This is a genomic window from Pseudomonadota bacterium (assembly GCA_010028905.1).
GTDB lineage: Bacteria > Vulcanimicrobiota > Xenobia > RGZZ01 > RGZZ01 > RGZZ01.
In genome coordinates this window covers 1-17,320 of sequence record RGZZ01000052.1, presented here as the reverse complement: position 1 = coordinate 17,320, position 17,320 = coordinate 1, and the positions used below count along the sequence as shown (strand labels likewise).

18 protein-coding genes are annotated in these 17,320 nt (G+C 66.7%); 7 read left to right on the top strand and 11 right to left on the bottom strand.

What is annotated here, in order from left to right; all coding sequences use genetic code 11:
- The 10 genes from EB084_06070 to EB084_06025 all read right to left on the bottom strand — a co-directional run.
- Nucleotides 1-1,080, bottom strand: a 1,080-nt coding sequence (locus tag EB084_06070; GenBank protein ID NDD27819.1) for an MFS transporter, incomplete at its 3' end; no start/stop codon positions are given.
- Entirely contained in the window at nucleotides 1,077-2,342 is a 1,266-nt protein-coding gene (locus tag EB084_06065; protein NDD27818.1) for a sugar ABC transporter substrate-binding protein, read from the bottom strand. The genes EB084_06065 and EB084_06070, both read right to left, overlap by 4 nt.
- Nucleotides 2,339-3,550, bottom strand: coding sequence for a tetratricopeptide repeat protein (locus EB084_06060; protein NDD27817.1), 1,212 nt, complete (start codon nucleotides 3,548-3,550; stop codon nucleotides 2,339-2,341). The genes EB084_06065 and EB084_06060 overlap by 4 nt, the downstream gene beginning before the upstream one ends.
- Nucleotides 3,547-4,110, bottom strand: coding sequence for a hypothetical protein (locus EB084_06055; protein ID NDD27816.1), 564 nt, complete (start codon nucleotides 4,108-4,110; stop codon nucleotides 3,547-3,549). Before EB084_06055 ends, EB084_06060 begins: the two co-directional genes overlap by 4 nt.
- The gene (locus EB084_06050) at nucleotides 3,965-4,822 is read right to left on the bottom strand and encodes a PHP domain-containing protein (protein NDD27815.1); all 858 of its coding nucleotides are present in this window, start codon (nucleotides 4,820-4,822) and stop codon (nucleotides 3,965-3,967) included. The genes EB084_06055 and EB084_06050 overlap by 146 nt, the downstream gene beginning before the upstream one ends.
- Nucleotides 4,823-4,928: 106 nt before the next feature.
- On the bottom strand, nucleotides 4,929-5,657 hold the full coding sequence (locus tag EB084_06045) for a regulatory protein RecX (GenBank protein NDD27814.1): 729 nt from the start codon (nucleotides 5,655-5,657) through the stop codon (nucleotides 4,929-4,931).
- A complete protein-coding gene (gene recA / locus EB084_06040) occupies nucleotides 5,530-6,549 on the bottom strand; it encodes a recombinase RecA (protein NDD27813.1) in 1,020 nt (339 codons plus the stop codon). Before recA ends, EB084_06045 begins: the two co-directional genes overlap by 128 nt.
- Before the next feature lie 426 nt (nucleotides 6,550-6,975).
- Entirely contained in the window at nucleotides 6,976-7,326 is a 351-nt protein-coding gene (locus tag EB084_06035; GenBank protein ID NDD27812.1) for a hypothetical protein, read from the bottom strand.
- A gap of 213 nt (nucleotides 7,327-7,539) precedes the next feature.
- Nucleotides 7,540-7,743: a hypothetical protein gene (locus EB084_06030; protein ID NDD27811.1), complete on the bottom strand. Its 204-nt coding sequence runs from the start codon at nucleotides 7,741-7,743 to the stop codon at nucleotides 7,540-7,542.
- A 148-nt stretch (nucleotides 7,744-7,891) separates the two neighbouring features.
- Nucleotides 7,892-9,151, bottom strand: a complete 1,260-nt coding sequence (locus EB084_06025; GenBank protein NDD27810.1) for a hypothetical protein — start codon at nucleotides 9,149-9,151, stop codon at nucleotides 7,892-7,894.
- Between the two features lie 371 nt (nucleotides 9,152-9,522).
- Between EB084_06025 and EB084_06020 the strand changes: the two genes are divergently transcribed.
- The 4 genes from EB084_06020 to EB084_06005 all read left to right on the top strand — a co-directional run bounded on the left by EB084_06020 (nucleotide 9,523) and on the right by EB084_06005 (nucleotide 13,678).
- The gene (locus EB084_06020) at nucleotides 9,523-10,647 is read left to right on the top strand and encodes a Re/Si-specific NAD(P)(+) transhydrogenase subunit alpha (protein NDD27809.1); all 1,125 of its coding nucleotides are present in this window, start codon (nucleotides 9,523-9,525) and stop codon (nucleotides 10,645-10,647) included.
- A 68-nt stretch (nucleotides 10,648-10,715) separates the two neighbouring features.
- On the top strand, nucleotides 10,716-11,000 hold the full coding sequence (locus EB084_06015) for an NAD(P) transhydrogenase subunit alpha (protein NDD27808.1): 285 nt from the start codon (nucleotides 10,716-10,718) through the stop codon (nucleotides 10,998-11,000).
- A gap of 1 nt (nucleotide 11,001) precedes the next feature.
- Complete coding sequence (locus EB084_06010; GenBank protein ID NDD27807.1) at nucleotides 11,002-12,528, top strand: NAD(P)(+) transhydrogenase (Re/Si-specific) subunit beta; 1,527 nt, start codon at nucleotides 11,002-11,004, stop codon at nucleotides 12,526-12,528.
- A gap of 160 nt (nucleotides 12,529-12,688) precedes the next feature.
- Entirely contained in the window at nucleotides 12,689-13,678 is a 990-nt protein-coding gene (locus EB084_06005) for a hypothetical protein (protein NDD27806.1), read from the top strand.
- A 21-nt stretch (nucleotides 13,679-13,699) separates the two neighbouring features.
- Here the strand turns inward: EB084_06005 and EB084_06000 are convergent, their stop codons facing one another.
- Nucleotides 13,700-14,746, bottom strand: a complete 1,047-nt coding sequence (locus tag EB084_06000) for a phosphodiester glycosidase family protein (protein ID NDD27805.1) — start codon at nucleotides 14,744-14,746, stop codon at nucleotides 13,700-13,702.
- A 58-nt stretch (nucleotides 14,747-14,804) separates the two neighbouring features.
- Between EB084_06000 and EB084_05995 the strand changes: the two genes are divergently transcribed.
- The 3 genes from EB084_05995 to EB084_05985 form a co-directional block, all read left to right on the top strand.
- The gene (locus EB084_05995; protein ID NDD27804.1) at nucleotides 14,805-15,935 is read left to right on the top strand and encodes an acyl-CoA dehydrogenase; all 1,131 of its coding nucleotides are present in this window, start codon (nucleotides 14,805-14,807) and stop codon (nucleotides 15,933-15,935) included.
- 11 nt (nucleotides 15,936-15,946) lie between these two features.
- Nucleotides 15,947-16,795, top strand: coding sequence for a hypothetical protein (locus EB084_05990; protein ID NDD27803.1), 849 nt, complete (start codon nucleotides 15,947-15,949; stop codon nucleotides 16,793-16,795).
- A partial coding sequence (locus EB084_05985; GenBank protein ID NDD27802.1) for a ferritin-like domain-containing protein occupies nucleotides 16,792-17,320 on the top strand: 529 nt, incomplete at its 3' end. The genes EB084_05990 and EB084_05985, both read left to right, overlap by 4 nt.

Here is a 17,320-nt window from a genome sequence, read left to right as displayed (position 1 = left end):
TACGGCCAGGGTGGCCGCCGAAGCGTTCACCGCGGCCGAGAGCGGTACCGCCAGCAGGGCGCCGGCCATTGCGTAACCCGACGCCATGAGCCAGAAGAGGGGAAGCGCAAGCACGCCGATGAGCACGGCCGCGGCTCCGAGCAGGCGGCGACGCCCGATGACGTCACCGAGCAGCGCGGGCCACGGCATGACGAGCACGTTCAGCAGCGATGCGGCGCTGGCGATCAAGGCCGCGTCCGGCGCCGCCACACCGCACCAGGCGGTGAGCCAGCTCGGGATGAGCGCCACGAAGACATGATAGGTGGTGGCGATCCAGGCCGCGAGCACCGTGGCGAGCGCGATCTGGCGAGGCACGCGGCGAACGGCTTCCTGCACGGGAGACTGGGCGACCTCTCCGCGGGCCAGCAACGCGCTGAAGCGAGGTGACTCGTCCATGGAGACGCGCATCTCCATGGCCACGAGCCCCAGGAGCGCCCCCACGGCGAACGGCACGCGCCACGCCCACGCGGCCACGACCTCGGGGCCCAGAAGGTTCACGCCAGCCACCACGAGCGAGCAGACAGCGATGCCTGCGGCGCACATCGTGTTTGCGAAGCTGCAGATGAAGCCTCGACGCGCAGGGGGAGCGTGCTCGAGCAGGAACACGAAGGTTCCCGCATATTCACCTCCCATCGAGAAGCCGCTCGCCATGCGCATGATGATGAGCAGAGCGGGGGCCCAGAGCCCCACTGACGCATAGGTGGGCAACAACGCCTCGACCGCCTTGCAGGCACTCATGAGCAGCGCGGAGGTGATGAGCGTGCGCTTGCGTCCCAGGCGATCGCCAAGGGCCCCATAGAACAGCGCGCCGAGCGGACGCAAGAAGTAGCCCGTGGCAAAGATTCCGTACGCCATGAGCAGCTGGGCCCGCGGATCGCCCGCGGGCACGAAGAGGCGCCCCAGCACCGGCGCCATGTACAGGTAGATGGCAAAATCGTACCACTCGATCATCACCCCCGCCGCGCCCAGGAGCAGGGAGCGAAGCGCCAGCGGCCGCGTGTGCGATGCGGCTTCTGACGCGACCGGAGGCGTCGAGATCACGGCTCGCCCTTCTGAAGCGCCGCATCGCAGGTGCGCGCCGCCTCCTGCAGGGCCTGCATGGCGGGCGCGCGGCCGTACACGGCTCTCTCCACCATCTCCTGGAGGGTGCGATTGATCACGTCGGCCTTGGGCAGGGAGATGTTCAGGTCACGCGCGTACGGCAGCTGCGCGGCATCGATGCGGATGGCTTCATCTTCGAGCGGATGCTCGCCCGCGCCACGGGTGAAGAGCGGATCGGAAGCCGTCTCCACGGTGGACGGCAGCAGCGGCACGAGGCGGCACAGCGCGAGCTGGTTTCGCGGACTGGTGAGCGAGAGCCCCAGCTTCGCTGCTGCCGTGGGGTTGCGACTGCCCACGGGGATCACGAAGTGCATGACGGCAGCGGGAACGATGCCGGCCTTGCCTCGCGGCAGCGGCGCCACTCCGGTGGCAGCATAGACCGTGGGGGCGTCTTGTCGTATGGAGAGGAGGAACTGCGGACCCGTGGCCAGCATGGCCAGCCGCCCCTCCTTGTAGCGGCGCACCGCTTCCGGGTACCCGCCCGTGAGGGTCTCCGGCGGGATCACGTCATCGCGGTACAGACGTGCGTACGCCTCGAGGCGGGCCGCGTGTGCCGGTGTGGCAAACGCCGCGCGACGCCCCGCTGCGTCGAGCACCGGCAGACCATCGGCCTGCCACTCCTCGAGGATGCGAATCACGGGAAGGTAGCCGTACTGACCGCTCTTGCGCACGGCGCGGGCGGCGGCCTCGATCTCATCCCACGTCGTGGGAGGGCGCGACGGATCGAGCCCCGCGGCGCGGAACATGTCCTTGTTGTACATCAGCACCGAGACCGAGACATACCAGGGTATCGAAAAGCTCTTGCCGTCGAGATGAACCGCGTTCCACAGCTGCGGGAAGTAGCGGCGACGCGCTGCGTCATCGACGATCCCGTCGGTGCTCACGAGCGCGTGACGAGCCGCGAGGCGGTTCGCCTCCACCGTGCCCACGTTCACCAGATCGGGGGGATCCCCCGCCGCGACAGAGGCCAGCAGCTTCAGGAAGAGAACGCGCTCCGGCAGGTCGAGCCAGGCCACCCGCAGGTCCGGGGTCTCCCGCTCGAAGTCGCGGCGCAATCCCTCGACATAATCGGTATAGGTCGGTTTGAGCGAGAGCGTCCAGAACTCGAGATCAGCCGAGCGCTGCGCCACCGGCGCGCACGAAGAGGCCAGCAGGCCACACGCCAGAAGCACCCCGATCAACGCCCCCACCGCAACCCTCATCGGCGCGGAACGCCCGGCGGCGGTGGCGGCAGCGGAGACCTCGCGGGGACGCGCGACGGCGCCTTCCCGCTCGTCGAGGGCGATGGCGCGGGGGTCGCGCCAGGGAGCGGTGACGGCGCCGGGGAGGCCGCCGTCGCTGGCGAAGGGGCTACGCTGGGAGACGCCGCGGGCACGATCTTCGAAGGCTGCCCCGGCAGGCGGGCTGGCCCATAGGGAGGCGGCGTGACACCGAGGTGCGTCAGCACATCACGCGCATCAAAATCGAGGGGGTCGAGCTCGAGCGTCTGTTGCAGCGCGGTGATCGCCTCGCTCTTGCGGCCTTCCTTCACCAGCACCATGGCTTCGAGCACGCGGGCCTTCACGAGGTCCGGGTCTTTCTTCAGGGCCTCGCGCAGCCAGGTGTGGGCCTGCGCCACATTGCCGCCCTGCAGCGAGATGAAGGCCCTCGCGGTATCGGTGTAGGCGGTTCCCCGCTTGTCGCTGTCGAAGAGATTTCGAAAGGCCAGGTTTCCCGTGCCCAGGTCGTTCGCCATGGTGGCGATCCACCCCATGAGGAACAGGGCCGACGCCTTCTTGGGCTCGATGATGACCGCGTGGCGGATCTGTTGCAGCGCGATCTGGAAGAGGTGCTGGTTGTACGAGCACACCGCCAGGTTCACCCAGGTGGGCGCGAAGTCTTCGTACAGGGCGCGGCTGTGATCGAAGTTGGCTTTGGCGGGCCCGATTCGTCCCTCTCGATAGTCGATGACACCCAGCGCGTAGTAGGCGTAGAACGAGCGCTGATCATACGCGAGGATGCGGCGCACGAAATCTCGTCCACGCTCGAACTGCCCCTGAGAGGCCGCGCAGTCTCCCAGCTGGACCCAGGCGTTGTAGCTGCGCGAGTCGATAGCCACGACCTGAAGCAGGCAGCGCTCGGCGTCGGCCCACTGCCGACGCTGCATGTGCGAGAGCCCGAGCAGGTACCAGGCCTGGAGGTTGTGCGGATTCTCCTTGACGGCTCTGTCGAGGGCCCTGATGGCTTCTTCCCATCTGCCGACCTTGAAGAGCTGCTGCCCTTCGCCGAACACCCCCGTGGGCTCGGGCTCCTTGGCCGCACCCGGCTTCGACGGAGGTGCAGCCTTCGGTGGCGCCGGGGCTCCCTGTCCGATTCCAGGCGCGAGAGAGAGCGCGGCGACGGCGATGAGCGCAACGCGACGCAGGTTCACGCGAGGTCCTCCTTCTCTCGGCTGCCCGATCCCCGCCCCGCAAGCGGTAGATTGGGGTGTCCCAGAAACTTGACGCCGAAGAGCTGGTTGACCTCACGCTCGAGGAAGTCAGCCGTGACAAAGCGCGAGAAGAGCGAGTCGACCGTGCCGTCTCGGGGAGAGACGCTGACCGTGAACGTGCGTGCCGCGCCGAGCTCAAATGTGTAGGTGAGGAGCAGCTCTTCTGCCTCATCGCTGGATGCGGACAAGGTCAGCAGCCGCCCTCCCCCTTCCTGGATGAGACGCGAGCACGACCCGAACAGGTTCTCCGGGCAGCGCCACGTCTCGCCGCCGGCCTCGGCAGAGCGCGACGAGGCGCCGCGAAGCGCATCTTCCACGATCTTCAAGGTGAGGGGGGGCCAGGCCCTCATCGACTCACCCTCGCGCAAGACGAGGCGGCTCCTGGCCCACCTGCAGGCAGAACGCCCGCAGATCGGTGAGCGAGAACGAGATCTCTCCCACGTCGATCTTCTTGATCTGGGGACCGTGGAAATCAGATCCCCCCGTGACGCCCAGCCCATGGGCCTTGGCGAGTGCGGCGAAGTGCTCGCGCTGCGCCGGAGAGTGCGTGGGATACACGGCCTCGATGCCGCCCAGCCCCGCCTCGATGAGCTCTTCGACGAGCGCGTCTGACCGCAGGTACAGCGGATGCGCGATCACGGGAACGCCCCCCGCGCCTCGGATGAGGGCAATGGCTTCCGGCGCGCTCAAGGACTCGCGCCCCACGTATCCGGGCCGGTCGCGGCCAATCCAGCGGTCGAAGGCGTCAGGGACACTGCTGGCATACCTTCGCGCAACGAGCGCCTGGGCAACGTGTGGGCGACCGAGCGAGTCGCCCTTGCCGTGCCGGACCACGTCTTCCTCGGTGAGCTCGACCCCGTGGGCACGAAGCTGCTCGAGCATGCGCGCAACGCGGGTGCGGCGACGATCGCGGATCTCGAGCAGCCGCTGCTGCAGCGGCACGTTCTCCACATCGATGAAATAGCCGAGGATGTGGGCTTCGGTATCGTGGAACTCGGTGTTGATCTCGATGGCCGGAATGATGTCGATGCTCCAGCGCTGCGCTTCCTCGAGTGCCTCGCTCAGCCCCGCTGTCGTATCGTGATCGGTGATGGCCAGGACCCGCACCCCGTTCTTCACGGCGCGCTTCACAAGACGCCTGGGCCGGAATGTGCCATCAGATGCGGTTGTATGGGAGTGCATGTCAACGCTCATGCGCGTGTGCTTCTGCATCTGCCCCTCAGAGGCCTACACGTCGCACCTTCAGCCTCTGCGCCGCAGGTTCAGTTCGACCGACCGTCTCCCCCAGGCTGAGGCGCGCAGCGCCATTCAACGTCGATCACACCGACTCGTCGTGGGCCATCTCGTCGTCTGCATCGCTCAGCGCGGCGGATCTTGCCAGACCCGACGAGTACCCTCGGCTGACCAGGAAGCGAAAGATCTGTTCGGGTCGCTTTCCCCGCGCCCGTTGCTGGGCCGCCAGAGACGCGGCTCGCTCTTTCTCACCCTCTGCCGAGAGCCCAGACACCGCCTCGTCGGCCACCTCTGCCGAGACACCTCGCTGCTGCAGCCACTGTCGGAGCTTGTGACGCCCCCAGCGCTTGCCCTCTGCCCCGACACGCGCCGCTTCCTCTGCATAGCGACGATCATCGAGCAACCCCCGCGCTGTGAGCCAGTCGAGCGCGGCTTCGACAGACGCGGGCGTGCCGCCCAGCCTGCGAAGCCTGGCCCCCAGCTCGCCGCGGGAGTGTCCTCGCCGGCCGAGATGATCGTAGGCTGCCACGATCAGCTTGCTGACCGTCTCGTCATCTGGCAGCGCTCTGCCGACGGGGACTTGCACCACGGCTCGTTCCACCGGGCTCTCTGTTCCCGTCTCGAGACCGACGGTCGAGGCCGCTCCGCTTGCGCGAAGGGCCTCGACCGATCGCCACGGCCCTCGATCAGGCATCAATAGACACCAGCGGCGTCTCGGCAGGGTCGATTCCCTGCGCTTTGCGCACGAGACGCTCGATGTCTGCTGCGATGTCGCTGTGCTCCTCGAGGAAGGTACGCGCGTTCTCGCGGCCATGGCCCAGCTTGTGTGATTCGTAGGTGAACCAGGTGCCGCTCTTCGAGACGATGCCCGCATCGACGGCCACATCGAGAAGCGCCCCGATGCGTGACACACCCTTTCCGAAGATGATGTCGAACTCGGCCTGTCGGAAAGGCGGAGCCAGCTTGTTCTTGACCACCTTTGCCTTAACGCGGTTGCCGATGATGTCAGCTCCCACCTTGAGGGCCTCGCCTTTGCGCACCTCGATGCGCACCGAGCTGTAGAACTTGAGCGCGCGACCGCCCGGGGTGACTTCGGGGTTGCCGAACATGACGCCGACCTTCTCGCGGAGCTGGTTGATGAAGACGACGCAGCTGCGGGCCTTGCTGACGATGGCCGTGAGCTTTCGCAGGGCCTGGGACATCAGGCGCGCCTGCAGCCCCACGTGCGAATCGCCCATCTCTCCCTCGATCTCAGCGCGCGGAACCAGTGCAGCCACCGAGTCGATGACGATGATGTCGACGGCATTGCTGCGCACCAGCGACTCCACGATCTCGAGGGCCTGCTCACCCGTGTCCGGCTGAGAGACGTAGAGATTGTCGATGTCGACGCCCAGGCTTTTGGCGTACACCGGATCGAGCGCGTGCTCCACGTCGATGAATGCGGCCACACCATCGAGCTTCTGCACCTCTGCCACAGCCTGCAGCGCGAGGGTGGTCTTGCCACTGGACTCAGGGCCATAGATCTCGACGATGCGTCCCCGCGGCAGCCCCCCCGTTCCAAGCGCGATGTCGAGGGTGAGCGCGCCAGTGGGGATGATGCCCACGTTGAGCTTGGCACGGGCCTCGCCGAGCTTCATGATGGCGCCGTTGCCGAACTGCTTCTCGATCTGGCTGATGGCCAGCTCCAAGGCTTTTTGCTTGTCCATAGGGGCCCCTTTCTGGTTGTGCGTTATCGTGACCGGATCGTGTCTCATCTCTTGGCACCCGCGCGCTGGGCTCATCTGCGCCTCGACAGGCAGCTCAACCGCCGTCGATCTTGTCGCTGCCAGGGCGACTCGTACACGTGTTCACGTGTACTCACGGTGCGACACCTTACGTGAATCGCATTCTACCTCTCACCCGGTTCTCCTGCCGCGGTTCAGGCTGAAATCGGCACCAGAAGAGGGAGAGACGGTACGTCGACAGGTCTGGCGCCGCCTTTCACACGTCTACGCCGCTCGTTGAGTATATAGTGTTCGCACGTACACGTCAACCCCCCCCCCGCGCAGAAACACCTCCGCCCCGAATCGGGGGCGACGGAAACAAAAGAACGAGCCTCTCGGCTCGTTCTGCACATCGACCGTGTGGGGGCGCTAGGCTTCCTTCTTCAGCGAGAGCTTGATCAGCTTCACCTGATCGATGGCGCGGTTGAGCTCTTCCGGGCCCAGGTCCGGCTTGATGAGAATGGGGTCAGGCCCGAAATCGGTGAGCATCGGGATGTCGTCGAGGTCGTCGTAGCTGAGCTCAACGTCTGGGAACGAGGCGGCGAGCTTGTAGACGAGACAGGGGTCAGAATAGGGGTTGGGCGGAAACGACCGCTGCCAGGCCTCGAGAACGTGCACGGTGAGCTCGTGGCAAGAGATGGGCGCCTTCACCTGTTCGAGAATACGGCGGATGACGCCGCGCACCGGCGTGTTTCGAGTCAGATCGCGAACTTCGAACAATGGAGCTACTCCTTCTACGCTTGGCGGGCGGGACAGGCTGCCCCGCGACACGACCCCCGTTGCCGCTTCGTGTCTCTGGCTTCTGGGTCGACTGCCTGAGACGCCTATTCTACATAAGGGCGAGCGGTCCCGTCAACTTCACGAACCCGGGCCCCTCTGCGGGCGGGTGGGTCGACGGTCGTGTCTGGGCGCGGTGCGGCGCACGCTGACGCGTCACGCCAGCAGCGACACCACGCGCTCCTCGAGTACGGCGACGAAGTGTGGGTTCCGCGATGCGACCGACTCGCTGAAGCCCTGGATGGAGATGCGGTCGAGCGAAGCCCGCGGGTCGGCAGAGATCTCCTGGAAGCCTGCGCACAGCGCGTGGCGCGACTCGACTCCGAGAAACATCGAACCCTGGATGCCTGTGCTGTACATAGCGAATGCCTGCTTCCTGCTCTGCTTCGTCGGGTCGCCTGCGCGCAACCCTCTGACTGCATGCTATCCGCCGGCATTGAAAGGATCCTGGAACGCCCGTGAAGCGCGAAAAAGGTTCGTGAAACCGCCGTGCAGGCCAGGGTGGCCCTCAGAGAATCGCCCGGAAGAGCGGCATCGCGCGCAAGCGCACGGCAGCTTCATGTGGATCGCTCCCGCGCAGGAGCCCCTGGCCGGCAAGACGCGCGCCGACCTCACCCACGTCAACACCGCGCAGAAGCCCCTCGAGCACGGCCATCTCGACCGCCCCCAGCTTCTCCACCCCGAGAACGTTCGGCTCCGGCGAACCGAAGACGCGCACCCGCGTCAGGGCGTCGAGCCAGCCCATCACACGGGTCACCGGATCTTCTTTCGGATGGCGCTGCGCAACCAGCTCGAGCAGTGCGCGACGATCCCGAACATTGAGCAGGAGGGCCATGAGGAAGCGATGCTCCGGATCGGTGATGCGGTCTCGCCGTCGGAAGATGTCGTGCTGGCGCATCTCTTCGTCGAAGACCGCGGGCAGGCGTTCGATGTGCTCACCGTGTCGGCTGCGCGCGCGCTCGATGAGCGCTGCGAAGCGGTCGTCGGAAGCCTGGGAGGGAAAGAGCGCAGCCATCGGGCTGGGTGCAAGATGACGCGCGACCAGGCGCAGCACGAGGAACGCGGTGTGAAAATCACAGGTGTCGAGAAGCTGACCCACCATCTCGTCGCACTCGGGGTGTGCCATGGCGAGGAGCAGCTGCACCGTCTGCACCACACGCGTTCGCCACGGGTCGCGCCCTCTCTCGCTGAAGTCGACCGCAACCCCAGGGGTCAGGTAGCTGAACTGCACCGGGCTGTGCGAAGCGCCGTGGGTCCGCACCACGATGGTGGCCGACGGTCGCTCGAGGTGGAACAGGGCGTGAATGAACGAACTCCCCTCGGGAATCGTGCGGATGTCTCCCTTCGCAAGAAGCGACACCGCACCCGGCAGAAGCCTTCCGAGGCGAAGCTGCGGGTCGATCTCAACCTCGGCCTCGAAGCTGAACTCGCTGTGCACACTGCCCCCGAGCAGCACCTGAAACGCCCCGCTGAAGGCGTGCTGATGAACGGCCGTGGTGCCGTCGAGCCAGTAGTAGACGTCGATGTGGAACTTCGAACCATCGAAGACCGTGATCGGCGGGTTCCCGAACTGCGGGCGGAGATCGTACTGGCGAGGCAGCACCGGGGTGGCGTGCACCCAGCGGATGACATCGAATGGGCTGACACGCTCCGCCAGACACGAAGTGGCAAGCGCGTCTGCGGCGATGTCCGGGAAGCGGGCCGGGTCGTGAGAGACCGCGCTCCAGCGCCGCTCTACCAGGCCCCCCATCTCGGCGAACAGTTCCACGTGACACCTCTCTCGCTGATCAGGCCCGAGCCCGACCGATCTCAGCGGGGAAAGGCTCGGCCTGGGGGGCTGCCCTCGTTTCGCACCTCTCCCTGGAACCTCCTGGCGCGTCACCCGCGGCCACGAGGTTCGGAGGCACTTTGTGACAGAAGGAACAATCTCCCCCCTGGCGAAGCCCCGAGGCTTGTTCGCGGTCCCCCCGCGACCTGGAGCGCAGATGCTTGGGCCGCCTGACGCGTTGTCCACCCGTCAGATGCCCCCGCATCCCACCGCTCCAAGACGAGGCCGAGGCCCACGGGATCCCTCCTGGGGCGCGCCTCGCACCACCACAGAACTCGGCAGCTCCCTGCCGAGACCACGAAGGACAACCCATGATCATCGGAGTTCCCAAGGAGAGCGCCCCGGGCGAGACCCGCGTGGCACTGGTGCCCGAAACCGTCGGCAAATGGGTCAAGGGCGGCGCTGAGGTCGTCATCGAGAGCGGCGCAGGTGTTGCGGCCGGATGCCCGGACGACACCTACACCGCGGTTGGCGCGAAGCTTGCCGGCAGTGCGAAAGAGCTGTTCGCACAGGCCGACACCATCGTGAAGGTTCAGGCGCCCACCGTCGAAGAGGTGCAGATGATGAAGGACGGGGCCTTCCTCCTGTCCTTCGTGTATCCGGTGCAGAACCTCGAGCTCGTGAAGGCTCTCAACGCGAAGAAGATCACCTGCTACGCCATGGACGCCGTGCCGCGCATCAGCCGCGCCCAGGTGATGGACGCCCTCTCGTCGATGGCCACGGTGGGCGGATACAAAGCGGTTCTGTACGCCGCAGTGAAGCAGGTACGCTTCTTCCCGATGCTCACCACCGCCGCGGGCACCATCGCCCCGGCGCGCGTGGTGATCCTCGGCGTGGGCGTGGCGGGCCTGCAAGCCATCGCCACGGCCCGTCGCCTCGGCGCCGTGGTGGAGGCCTACGACGTTCGCCCCGCCGTGAAGGAGCAGGTCGAGAGCCTGGGCGCAAAGTTCATCGACTCAGGCATCAAGGCCGAGGGCGCTGGCGGATACGCTCGCGAGCAGACCGACGAGGAGAAGAAGCAGGCGCAGGACGTGCTGGCCAAGCACATCGCCGCCGCCGACGTGGTCATCACCACGGCCCTCGTCCCCGGCAAGAAGGCCCCCATTCTCGTGAATGCCGACCACGTCAAGTCGATGAAGCCAGGCTCGGTCATCGTCGACATGGCGGCCGAGCAAGGCGGCAACTGCGAGCTCACCGAACCCGGCCAGGATGTGACGAAGCACGGAGTACTCATCTGCGGCGTCATCAACCTGCCCGCGAGCATGCCGTTCCACGCCAGCCAGATGTACTCACGCAACATCCATGCGCTGCTGAGCCACCTGTACAAGAGTAACGCGCTCGCCCTCGACTTCAACGAAGAGGTCTGCCGAGACGCCGCCATCACGCACGAAGGCGAGGTCCGCCACGCGGCCACAAAAGCCGCCATGGGGGCCTAGCCGCACCGCGCGCCGCCCACCGTGGCGGGCGCGGCCACCTCTTCGAAACCCAACCTGCAAGGAGCACCATGACACTCTTACTTGGCATCTACCTCTTCGTGATGGCGGTCTTCGTCGGTCACGAGATCATCTCGAAAGTGCCGCCTACGCTGCACACCCCCCTGATGTCGGGCACCAACGCCATTCACGGCATCGTACTGGTGGGCGCCATCATGATCGCGGGAAGACCCACCTCCATCTGGAGCCTCATCCTGGGCTTCCTGGCCCTGGTCTTCGCCGGCGTCAACGTGATGGGCGGCTTCGTGGTCACCGACCGCATGCTCGAGATGTTCAAGAAGAAGGAGGCGAAGTAGCATGCCCGCCTTGTTCTTCCTCGCCCAGGAGACGGCGAGCGCCGCGGCGCCCGGCACCTTTGCCGGCCTGTCGTATCTGGTCTGGTTCCAGAACCTCATCTACATCGTCTCGGCGAGCATGTTCATTCACGGCATCAAGCTGATGAACTCGCCCGCCACCGCCCGCCAGGGCAACCGCCAGTCGATGATCGCCATGCTGCTTGCAGTGGCCGTCACCTTCATCGAGCCCAGCCTGCTCCGTCCCGAGATGGTGCACGGCGGCGACGACGCACGAGCCTGGCTCGAGAATGACGCCGTTCGCTGGGGCGTGGTCATCGCGGGCACGATTCTCGGCTGCGGCATCGGCGGCTACTACGCCAAGGTCGTGAAGATGACCGACATGCCACAGGCCGTGGCCATCTACAACGGCCTGGGCGGCGGCGCCGCGGCGCTGGTGTCAGTAGCGACCTACCTCACCATGGGCCAGCACGTCGAGCTCAAGGGAGCGAGCGAATCAGCACTGTCGATCATCATTGGCACCCTCATCGGATCGACGACGTTCACCGGCTCGCTCGTGGCCTTCGGCAAGCTGCAGGGCCTCATCAAGAAGGCCACGCCCATCCCGCGACCGATTCAGCTGAGCTTCGCAGTGGCCGCCATCATCCTCGGCGGCTACCTGAGCACCGCGCAGACCATCGGCGCCCACGAGACCATGCTCTTCCTCGTGATGTTTGCCCTCGCCCTCATCTTCGGCGTGGCCTTCGTCATGCCGGTGGGCGGCGCAGACATGCCCGTCATGATCTCGCTGCTCAACTCGTTCACCGGCACCGCGGCCGCCTTCACCGGCTTCGTGCTGAGCAACAACGTGCTCATCATCGCCGGCGCGCTGGTCGGTGCCTCTGGCTTCATTCTCACCAACCTCATGTGCGTGGCCATGAACCGCACCCTCTACAACGTGCTGTTCAGCAGCTTCGGCACGGGTGCCGCGGCCGGTGGCGGTAGCGGCACTGAAGGCGGGGTCGAGCTCGAGACCTCGATCGACGACGCGGCCATCATGCTGGCCTACGCCAAGCGGGTCATCATCGTTCCGGGCTACGGCCTGGCCGTGGCCCAGGCGCAGCACGGCGTGCAGAAGATGGCCGAGCTGCTCGAGAAGAAGGGCGTCGAGGTCAAGTACGCCATCCACCCTGTGGCGGGGCGCATGCCCGGTCACATGAACGTGCTGCTGGCCGAAGCCAACGTCCCCTACTCGCTGCTCTGCGACATGGAGGACATCAACCCCGAGTTCGAGCAGGCCGACGTCTGTCTCATCATCGGCGCCAACGACGTGACCAACCCTGCCGCGCGCAACGACGAGAGCAGCCCCATCTACGGCATGCCCATCCTCGATTGCGACAAGGCCAAGAACGTGCTCGTCATGAAGCGCGGGCGCGGCCGAGGCTACGCGGGCATCGACAACACCCTCTACTTCCTGCCGAAGACCAAGATGCTCTTCGGCGACGCGAAGAAGACCATCGGCGATCTGGTGAGCGCCGTCGAAGAGGCCTGATCCGCAGATCCACGCGTCTCCGACACGCCGCTCGCCTTCTCAGGCCCAGGTCGCGGGCCTCGCAGCGAACGCCTTCTCTGGCGTCGCGGCGGGGCCCGCGGGCTTTCCGTGGCGCTTTGCGTCCGTCTTCTGAAGAACCGGTGAACTGTTAACAACCCGCATGTGGATGCGCGGCCCGCCGCGTGCGAAACTGTGCCCGAGATCGACGGAGGAACTCCCCTTGGTTACGAGCACCATCACCCCTCACCCCCCCCTCGCTGGACGCAACACGTACGCCGGCATCTGCCTGCCAGAGGAAGGGCCCGAGCCGCCACAGGTCGACAAGTCGACCGACTTTGCCGACGTATCGGCCCACCAGGGCGACGTCGACTGGGACAAGTATGCGAAGGCCGGCTTCCAGCTCGCCATCTGCAAGGCCACCGAAGGGCCCGACTGGACCGATGACTTCACATCGCAGAACCGTCAGGAGCTGAGCAGGAACAACCTCTACTGCGGACTCTACCACTTCGCGGGCTCCACCATCGCCCACAAGATCAGCGACCCCAGGGTGGAGGCGCGATACTACCTCGAGAAGGTCGGCCCCATGGGCCCCAAGGAGTTCCCCGTTCTCGACTTCGAGCTGCCCTACGGCCTGACGCCGGACCAGCAGAGCGACTGGATCGGGAAGTGGTGCACCGAGGTCGAGCAGAAGACGGGTAAGACGCCCTGGGTCTACACCAACCAGAACATCCTGCGCAAGCTCGACGGCGAGGCGCTTGGCCACTTCCCGCTCTGGCTGGCCGCCTACAGCGAGACCTCACCGCCGCCACCGGCCCCCTGGCCCACCCTCACCGCATGGCAGTACACCTATCGCGCCCGCATTCCCGGCGTTCAAGGAGGCTGCGACGCGAGCCACCTCTACGGCGACATGTCGAAGCTCGTTCCTCCTCCGGGTGGGTCTTCGGGCCCCGCGCCTTCGCCTGCGCCTGAACCAGCACCCGCGCCAGGTCCAACTGATCCAGCCCCTCCTCCAGCGCCAGCCCCTCAAGATCCGTCGCCGGCACCTACGACCCCATCAGCCCCTTCCCCCAGCACGCCGCCACCTTCATCCGGCGAAGCCTTCATGCTGCAGCCTTGGGCGCGGTCGTTCCAGGCGGTCGCGGCGCGCTGAGCTCCTGCGTCCGCGGTGGGCTCAGGGCTGCGCGGCGCCCTCTGCGCTGCGCGGCATGGCGGCTCTTCCCGCCCCTGCCGAAGCGCGCGGCAGCACCGCGAGGATGTTGGTGATCTTGCGCCGTGGATTCACAAGCGTGCGCCCGTTGCAATACATCGCGCTCGACGAGCCGCCGTCGAGGTTCAGAGCGATGGTCGACCGCATGCGGGTCATCAGGCGCGCCAGCTTGTGGAGAGAGACAGGGCGGGGAACGGTCACGAGAAGCATCTCGCCGTTCTCCCGAAACCCGATGGCGCTACGTCTCGCGGGGCGGAACAGCGCGGGGTCGTGGAACCCCTCGCCCTCGCGCGTCACGACCACGCGGCCTTCATTAACCAGCGTGGGGCCGGCGGCAACCGCAAAGCGGTACTGGCTCCAATCGACGCTGCCGCTGTGGGGCTGGGTGAGGCGGATGTAGTGCGCGCGATTGCTCGCGTCGACCGCTACCGCGTTCCCCACCCAGCCGCTGTGCACAACCCTTCCTTGCCAGACCATGCTGCCCAGGACCGAGGCCGTGCGGGGGTCGAAGAACGTACCGTTGATGGCGGCCAGGCAATGCGTGACCTTGACCAGATCGGAGAAGCTGCGATAACGGTTGCGCATGTAGAACGGGGGTTGTCCCGCAACGAAGGGACGCACATCGATGCCCGGATGGTTCAGGTCGACCAGCACCACGTTGACCCGGACACCTTCGATGACGGGGTTGGTGAAGCGCATGCCCTTCATGCGCGCGGCGCTCGGCCCTGTCAGTGCAAGCATGAGGGCAAGCGTCACGCAAAGCGCGGCCGTGCTCAGACGGCGGAAGAGCAGGGCAAGACGTGGTCGAGAGCGCATATCTGAGAAAATTTCCACAGATCTCCTATCGGCTCCTCCACCACGCTCCTTTAGTGCCCGTGTCTCACACACAGACGGTAAACGAGGCCGACAGGGATCGCGCTCTGCGTCTCGTCGTCGACAGGACCCTGCTCTGGAACCGCGGAACGCCACACTCGACGGGCACGCGCCTCTTTCCACATCTGGCCGACACATCTGAAGCCCGTCTGAGAGGAAGCCCCCCCATGAAACGCACTGACCGGAGGACCATCAAATGATCACCGCTCCAAACGCTCTCGACGTGCTCGAGCGCATCTGCACCGACGTCATCGCGCCCAGCGCCACGGAGACCGACAGCCTGGGTCGTTTCCCGCGCGCATCCATCGACGCCCTCGCCAAGGGCGGCCTGCTCGGCCTGACCTGCGCCACCGAGGTCGGAGGCGGAGGCGGGAGCTTTGCCGACGCCGCGCGCGTCGTGCGCCGTCTGGCCGCAACCTGTGGCAGCACCGCCATGATCACCGGCATGCACTACGCTGCCACAGCCGCCATCGAAGCCCACGCTCCGCGTTCTACGAGAGAAGCCGTGGCCAGCGGACGCCACCTCAGCACCCTCGCCTTCTCAGAGACCGGGTCACGCAGCCAATTCTGGGCTCCGCTCTCCAGCGCGCGGTTCGATGGCGACGACGTCGTCCTGAATGCATCAAAGAGCTGGATCACATCGGCCGGCGAAGCCGATTCGTACGTGTGGACCAGCCGACCCGCCGAAGGCGACAGCGGCGCCAGCCTGTGGCTCGTGCCCTCGAACACCGCGGGGCTCGCCATCGTCGCTCCGTTCGATGGCTTCGGCATGCGCGGCAACGCGTCGAGCGCGCTCAACGCAACCGACGCCCGCCTCCCCAGGACCAGCCTGCTGGGCACCGACGGCGGCGGCCTCGACATCGCCCTGTCGGTGGTGCTGCCGTGGTTCCAGGTGATCAACGCCGCCTGCAGCGTGGGCCTCATGGACGCCATGCTCGCCAAGAGCATCAAGCACGTCACCGCCACGCGCTACGAGCATCTCAACGAGACCCTGGCCCAGCAGCCCCTCACCCGCCAGCACGTGGCGCGGTTGCAGAACATCGTCGACAGCGCGTCGCTCGTGCTGGCCGACACATGCGCCGCCCTGTCGGCCGGACGCCCCGACGCACCGCTGCGCATGCTGCAGGTGAAGGGCATCGCGGCCGACGCGGCGCTGGAGGCCGGTGACCTTGCCATGCGGCTGGGTGGCGGCGCGGCCTTCCGCAAGGAGGTGGGGCTCGAGCGCCACTTCCGCGACGCCCGCGCCGCGGCGGTCATGGGGCCTACCAGCGACGCCCTCCGAGACTTCGTAGGACGGGCGGTCTGCGGACTGCCGCTGTTCGGATAGGAACTCTCCCGATGACAAGCACACTGGTTCTCGGCGCCGTGGCCTATGACGCGAAGGTCGTTCCCATCTGGGACGGCTTCCGCGCCTGGTTCCGAAGTCACGGCCTCTCGTTCGACTACGTGCTCTACTCGAACTACGAGCGCCAGGTGGAGGCCCACCTGGCGGGCCACGTCGACGTGGCCTGGAACTCCCCGCTCGCGTGGGTGCGCGCGCGGCGACTGGCCGAGGCGGCCGATCGCCGCGCGCTGGCCGTGGCCATGCGCGACACCGATCAAGACCTCACCTCCGTGGTGCTCACCCGCAGCGACAGCACAATCACCGACGTCGCCAGCCTGAACGGTCGTCGCATCGCCACAGGCGCCGTCGACTCGCCCCAGGCCACGCTCATCCCCCTGGCCCATCTGCGCGGGCTCGGCGTCACCGCCGAGATCCGTCGCTTCGAGGTCGGCGTGGGGCTGCACGGCGACCACATCGGCGGGGAGCGTGACGCGGTGCGCGCTCTGCTGGCCGGCGAGGTCGACGCCGCATGCGTCATCGACGGCAACCATCTGGCGTTCGGTCGCGACGGCACCATCCCATCGGGCGCGGTACGCGTGGTGACCGAGACGCCGCGCTACGATCACTGCGTGTTCACCGTGTTCGAGCGTGCGGTCGACCCCGCGCTTCTCGATCGGTTCCGCGGGCTGCTGCTGTCGATGTCGTACGACGATGCGAACGTGCGCCCGCTGCTCGATCTCGAAGGGCTCAAGGCGTGGCGTCCCGGGCGCACCGATGGCTTCGCCCAGCTCGAAGCCGCGGTCGATCTGCTGGCCTTCTACGACGCCAGCGGACAGATCACGGCCGAGGGATACCTCCCGTGAATCCCGCCCCCGAAGTCGATCTCGAGACCCTCGGGTTCGATGAAGGCGCGCACCTCCTCGTTCGGCTGGCGCTCGACACCGTCGCGCCGGGCGAGGCGGTGCGCGTTCACGGCACCCACGACGACCTCGGGCGCCATCTGCGCGCGTGGTGCCGTCAGATGGGCCACCCCGAACCCCGGGCCGATGCCGATGGCTGGCGGGTGGAGCGCGGCGCCGCCTCGGTGGGGCGATGGCGTGACTCGGTCACGGCCGGCGGCGTGAGCGCCGACGAAGTCGTCGAGCACCCTCCCGCCGACTGGTCGTTCGCCCCACGCGGCGCCGCCATCGAAGCGGGTGGCGGAGCGGTGTCGTTCCCCCTCGACCACAAGATCGACGTGTGGGCCGACCAGGCCCCTCGGCTCTACGCGCAAGCGGCAGCCCATCAGTGGGACCCGCAGGCCGCCATCGACTGGAATGCCCCCATCGGGCACGACGACCTCGTCGAGGACGCAGTGGTTCGCGTGATGGCCTACCTCATCGAGAACG